We start from the raw sequence: 5,344 nt of genomic DNA on the forward strand, positions 1-5,344 counted from the left end.
CATTATGACAACTTGTGGTTTTGTGTTGGCGTGTCGTGTTGTTAAAATGAGAACATGAGAATTAATGAAGCAATTTACAGTTATATTGATTCGGTAAAAACCAACAAAGGCTTGACCCTGGATCAGATAGCAACGGAAGCACGCCGGTATGGGGCAACCTGGACCCCAGGCTTCATTTCGGGAATGAAAAGGAATGCTTCAGGTGCATCATTATTCAACATGCTGATTCTCATCAAAGCCTTGGAATCGCTATCTGGTGAATCTCTTGTACTCTCTGACCTATTCCCAGGGGATGGCGACATTGAATTAGACGGAGAATCTTCGATAAGTCGCGAAGAACTTCGTAAAGCTCTTGATGGAAAACAATTTGAACTACTAAGAAAATCCGGGGGGAACTTGTTTGAAGACCCTGTTATCCAACAGTTAAATCAGAGTCTATTGCAATCGGTGCCTGACATCATGGCGAATGTATCTAATTATTTAGTCGTGACCGCCATTAATGGGCCCCGAGAGATACATAATAAAATGGCTCATCATTCACCCACTCTTTCTGAACAAAGAGCTGCCGCCAAGGTTGGTATAACGCCTTCTGCGATATCCGCAATCTGTTTATTGACATATGGCAGGTTTCTTGATGAAGAAACCGCGAGAAGAGCTGGGGAAAATGCGTCACCACAGAAACGTGGCCGAGAGACCCGATTGGTCATTGAGGAAATCGATCAAAAAATAGATTATTTAATAAATGACGGACCTGTAAATTTCCCTGCGCTCAATGACCTATCCGCCGAGTTAGCCGACCGCATCGCCGCCCACCCGGAGGAGTACGCGATCGCGGCCAACCGGGATCCGAACAAGGAAATCGAACGGGAAGGAGGTGATGGGCGATAGGCATCACGTATGACGGCCTGCTGGACGAGGCCGCCAACAACGGCATCCACGTCGAGGAACGCAAGCTCCCCAACGGCTTATGCGGCCTCTACTACGAGCCCACCCGCCTCATCGTCATCGACGAGACCCTGCTGGACGCGCAGAAACGATGCACGCTCGTGCACGAGCTCATCCACGCGCAACACCACGACCAAGGCTGCAATCCATACGATTCGAAAACCGAGCATCGCACCCGCATCCAAACCGCGCTACGGCTCGTCAACCCCATCGAATACGCATTGGCCGAACGGCTCTACGGCGGCAACACCTACCTCATCGCATGCGAACTCGGCCTCACCGTCCAAGTCATCCAGGATTACAAGAACCTGTTGCACGAGAGCATCGAATAATCAAACGCATCGAATTCGATGCGTTTAGGAAGGAGACCATGATGAGCGAGAAGCGGGAGCCGCAGGAGGGCAGCATCGTCCTCTATCAGGCGGACGGCAGGAACGTGCCAGTGCAGGTCACGTATGAGGATGAGACGTTCTGGATGCCGCAGAAGCAGATGGCCGAACTGTTCGCAGTCTCCGTGCCGACCATCAATGAGCACCTGAAAAACATTTACGAGACCGCGGAACTCCAACCGGATTCAACTATTAGGAAATTCCGAATAGTTCGGCAGGAGGGCAGCAGGCAGGTGGCAAGAGAAGTCGCCTTCTACAATCTCGATGCGATCATCGCCGTCGGATACCGCGTCAACAGCAAGCAGGCCGATGTGAAAGCGAAATCGGAGCTCGCACGATACAACCAGTCAAGCATCGACCAGTTGAGCGACTTCGAGAAATTCGCCCGCGGAATCAACCCCCGATAAACGAAAAACGCCTCACACCGGTCCAGACCACCGGCATGAGGCAAGTGAAGAATCCACATGGTTTTGAAGAAAGGAGGACGCTTCACCCGACATTATACGGGCGAAGCACACCCAAAATGCTATTTTCCCCACGAACCTCAGTATTGGGTCAGCCTACTCTGGCCTTCATCCCTATGGGGGCGTTCAGGCGGCACGGATGCATCCAGATATCCTTCACGCTTAAGCGTGTCATAGGCGATATCAGGGAATTCCCGAATCAATGCCTTGAGCTGCCGTTCCCTATATTCCGCTCGGCTCTCTTCGATGAACCTCTTCCAGTCGGCGGTCGTGTCGATATGGAATTCGTAGACGGCCATCTGCAGCACATCCTCCAACCCCGGACGGAAGCGGTCGCCTCCTACTGGGAAATGCAGCGTCGAGAATGTGGGGAAAGCCCCGTCATTAATGTACTTCTTGCGGCGGCTCTTGCCTCTGGAACCATTCCCGCAGGAGAGCATGATACGCGTCGCCGCATCATTGGAACCGAAGATATTGATGTGCGCCCCAGGTATCTCGGATCCCACCACACGGTTGAAATCGTAATGGAACAACGGCATATGCTCGGGTTCGGCACTGACCATGATGACGGATTTGTCAACTTGAAGCCATGCTCCCGCATCCTTGCACGAGCATTCGAAACTGAAGGACAGCGACGCAACGGTCTCGCCGTCGGAGTTGAGTTCTATGCCGCGTTTCTCCCGCTGTGTGATTCTGTATCCGATTCGACCGCCACGCAAACGTTTGTCATGAGGTTCGGCGACGTATCCTTCCTCCAGTCCGCCCAACACGTTCTGCAACAGCGTTTCCATGCGTTGGGCGAAATCCGTCGCCTGTTTCCCGACATCGGGCGTGCTCACTCGGCCTCCAACCATTCAAGCTCATCAAGAGCCCAGAATTCATCAGCGGACAAGGGGTACAGCTGCTTGCGACGTTCGAGTTCTTCACGCGTACCATATTCCCGTTCGAGAGCTGATTTGCGTTTATCGATTTCCGCCTGCGTCAACATTATTGGTTTGCCGATTCTATGGGCTTTCGGCGCGGCTGCGACTGCACTCATAGCTGTCGTCCCTTTCGTCAGGATAGGTGATTGTTGGTTTCGGGCTGCTGTGACTCCGCTTTGGCTTTCGCCCGACGCTCCATGTAATGGCGGGCGCTGCGATGCAGTTTCATCCATTTCGCGTCCACCGCGTTACGGGGTATGCCGTCCGCTGGCGGAACGTATACGGGTATCGGCTTCACGACGCCCGGTCGTTTCACGTATATGCGAGCCTCCTCTTCATATTTTTCCTGAAATCAATGCAACTTACTCGGTTGATTGATTTCTGTCAAATCCCATTAAACCACGTTAAAACCGGTTAAAACCCGTGAACAAGCAGAAAACGAGAACCATATCATGGCGAACATCGTCAAATACCAGACCAGCAAGGGTGAGACCCGCTACCGGGTACGCTACCGGAAACCCGACGGCACCCAAACCGACAAACGCGGGTTCAAACGAAAGATCGACGCGACCAACTGGATGGCCGAACACGTGACCATCGCCAAAGCCTCCGACACGTTCGTGGACCCGCAAGGCGGCCGCAAGACCATTGACTCCATATATAAGGAGTGGCTGGCCGTGCGCACCCCGTTCTGGAAGCCCTCGTACAGGAGCAGCATCGAGACCGCATGGAGCACTCACGTGGAGCCGCAGTGGGCCAATCGCCGCATCGGCGACATCACCAATGCGGAACTGCAGGCATGGGTGAGCGAACTCTCCTCACGCCGGTCTGCCAGCGTCGTGCTCCGAGCGGTCGGCATCATGGACGGCATGCTCGGCAAGGCGTGCAGGGACAGGCTGCTGCAGCGCAACCCATGCGACGGACTGGAACTGCCGCGCAAACCGAAACGCAAGGAGCGGCGCATCTACCTGAGCATCCCGCAGCTCATCGGCTTCGCGAACGAATGCGGCAACGCCATGCGGATAGGGGAGGAGCGGCGTGCGCTCGTGCTGCTGCTCGGCTTCTGCGGACTCCGATGGGGAGAGGCCGCAGCACTGCGCAAGGAAGACGTGAACATCGAGGAGCGGAAGCTGACGATCCGCCACAACATCGTCGCCGTCAAAGGCAAGCCCGTGGAGGGCACTCCGAAATCCTATGAGATGCGCACCCTCTACATGCCCGCCATCGTCACGGACGCGTTGGCTCCCGTTCTCGCACACCGCAAACGCGGCGAACGCGTGTTCTCCGACCCGTCGGGCAAGCCGATACGCGAGCAGTCGGCGAGCGCAGTCAAGGGCAACCGCACGTGGTGGCCAAGCGCGTTGAAACGGTTGGGGTGGGATTCGGATGATTGGCCGAGCCCGCATGACCTGCGGCATACGGCGGCGAGCATCGCCGTACATGCGGGCGCGAACGTGAAGGGCTTGCAGCGCATGCTGGGGCATTCGAGCGCGGCCATGACGCTGGACGTGTACGCGGACCTGTTCGATTCCGACTTGTTGGATGTGACGCGGATGGTCGATGCGGCCGTGCAGCTCGAATCGGGCGCCGAAAGGGAATGTGGGCAAAATGTGGGCAAAAACGTTCCCGAACCGACTGTGATGGTCTGAAAACGTTGGTATTCCAACGGTCTTGCATTGTGGGCGCTGAAGGTTCGAGTCCCTCATTGCCCACAGTTCGAGATGGTCGGAAACAAGCCGCAAAGCCTTACGGGAGTAAGCCTGAGCGGCTTTTTCGTTTTTACCGGTTTTAATGGTTTTTAACCCGTTTTCAGAAAAAATGTGGGCAAAATGTGGGCAAAAAACGCCCCGTCCGGCAGACGGCTCACAAGGAGGCGCACTGCCGGACGGGGCGATTTTTCTTAAATCAGGGCGTGAATTATTCCATTAGGAACTCCATGAACCGGAATTTTTCCTGTTTTTGAAATTTTCATGCCGTTTTTTAATATGTCATTTACCTGCGAGTCGCATTGGACTGTAGGCGGTGCCGAATGCGGAGGCGATGACGCCTGCGGCTGCGCTGATGTAGGCTCCGATCTGCGGGTCTCCGAACACGGTGACGCCGGCGCCGACGATGCCGGCCACGAGGGTCGCGATGTAGATGACGGTGCGCACCGTGTCGTTGAATACGGGCGTGTAGCCGGTGGTGGTTTCCGTTTGGGCCTTGTGGTCGGCGACTCCGGGCGTGTTCACCGGGGCGGTGACCTGTTCGAGCTGAGTGTCGAGAGTGTTGTCTGCCATGTTATTTCTCCTCCTTGGACTCAGTGGTTTCAGTGGTTTTGGCCTGGTTGGTGAGCGTGATACTCAAATTCGCCAATGCGGCGTTCACCGAGGTTTTGACCGCCGCCGTGATGGCTTCCGCGTCGGCTCCCGCGTTCTTCGCGATGGCCTGCAATGCGGCGGTCTGCGCGGTCTCATAGGCGAGCGTGTGAGCCTGGACCATGGTGGTGATCTCCTGTGCGCGGCCCCACCACGGGCAGCCGTTGTTGCCGTGCACGGTCTTCACGCCGGCCAATTCCAGGAGCTTCGCCTGATCGGGGTGAGTCAGGCCGGTAAGACCGGATTCGGGGCTCCAGTAATAGATC

Annotated in this window: 7 protein-coding genes and 1 pseudogene; 4 read left to right on the top strand and 4 right to left on the bottom strand. The window is 55.7% G+C overall.

The genetic code is table 11. The annotated features are described in order from the left end of the window. The first annotated feature begins 54 nt into the window (after positions 1-54). From Tam1G_RS11050 to Tam1G_RS11060, 3 genes are read left to right on the top strand one after another with little or no spacing between them, the layout of a single operon-like run. Positions 55-888 (top strand): hypothetical protein, encoded by an 834-nt coding sequence (locus Tam1G_RS11050; protein WP_242689639.1) that lies wholly within the window; start codon positions 55-57, stop codon positions 886-888. 44 nt (positions 889-932) lie between these two features. Then, the gene (locus tag Tam1G_RS11550) at positions 933-1,277 is read left to right on the top strand and encodes an ImmA/IrrE family metallo-endopeptidase (protein ID WP_242689732.1); all 345 of its coding nucleotides are present in this window, start codon (positions 933-935) and stop codon (positions 1,275-1,277) included. Between the two features lie 38 nt (positions 1,278-1,315). Beyond that, a complete protein-coding gene (locus tag Tam1G_RS11060) occupies positions 1,316-1,741 on the top strand; it encodes a virulence RhuM family protein (RefSeq protein ID WP_242689638.1) in 426 nt (141 codons plus the stop codon). Between the two features lie 137 nt (positions 1,742-1,878). On the opposite strand, the gene Tam1G_RS11065 is transcribed toward Tam1G_RS11060, so the two are convergent. Then, a complete protein-coding gene (locus Tam1G_RS11065; RefSeq protein ID WP_101626563.1) occupies positions 1,879-2,637 on the bottom strand; it encodes a hypothetical protein in 759 nt (252 codons plus the stop codon). Further along, complete coding sequence (locus Tam1G_RS11755) at positions 2,634-2,954, bottom strand: hypothetical protein (protein WP_165782001.1); 321 nt, start codon at positions 2,952-2,954, stop codon at positions 2,634-2,636. The genes Tam1G_RS11065 and Tam1G_RS11755 overlap by 4 nt, the downstream gene beginning before the upstream one ends. A gap of 219 nt (positions 2,955-3,173) precedes the next feature. On the opposite strand from Tam1G_RS11755, the gene Tam1G_RS11075 reads away from it, so the two are divergent. Then, a complete protein-coding gene (locus Tam1G_RS11075; RefSeq protein ID WP_101626565.1) occupies positions 3,174-4,370 on the top strand; it encodes a tyrosine-type recombinase/integrase in 1,197 nt (398 codons plus the stop codon). Positions 4,371-4,709: 339 nt separating this feature from the next. Here the strand turns inward: Tam1G_RS11075 and Tam1G_RS11080 are convergent, their stop codons facing one another. Both Tam1G_RS11080 and Tam1G_RS11760 read right to left on the bottom strand, forming a co-directional pair. Further along, positions 4,710-5,000, bottom strand: a complete 291-nt coding sequence (locus Tam1G_RS11080; protein WP_101626566.1) for a hypothetical protein — start codon at positions 4,998-5,000, stop codon at positions 4,710-4,712. A gap of 1 nt (position 5,001) precedes the next feature. Further along, positions 5,002-5,344, bottom strand: a pseudogene (locus tag Tam1G_RS11760) (N-acetylmuramoyl-L-alanine amidase); the annotation flags it as partial.

The sequence above is a fragment of the Bifidobacterium imperatoris genome, assembly GCF_002860405.1.
Taxonomy (GTDB): domain Bacteria; phylum Actinomycetota; class Actinomycetes; order Actinomycetales; family Bifidobacteriaceae; genus Bifidobacterium; species Bifidobacterium imperatoris.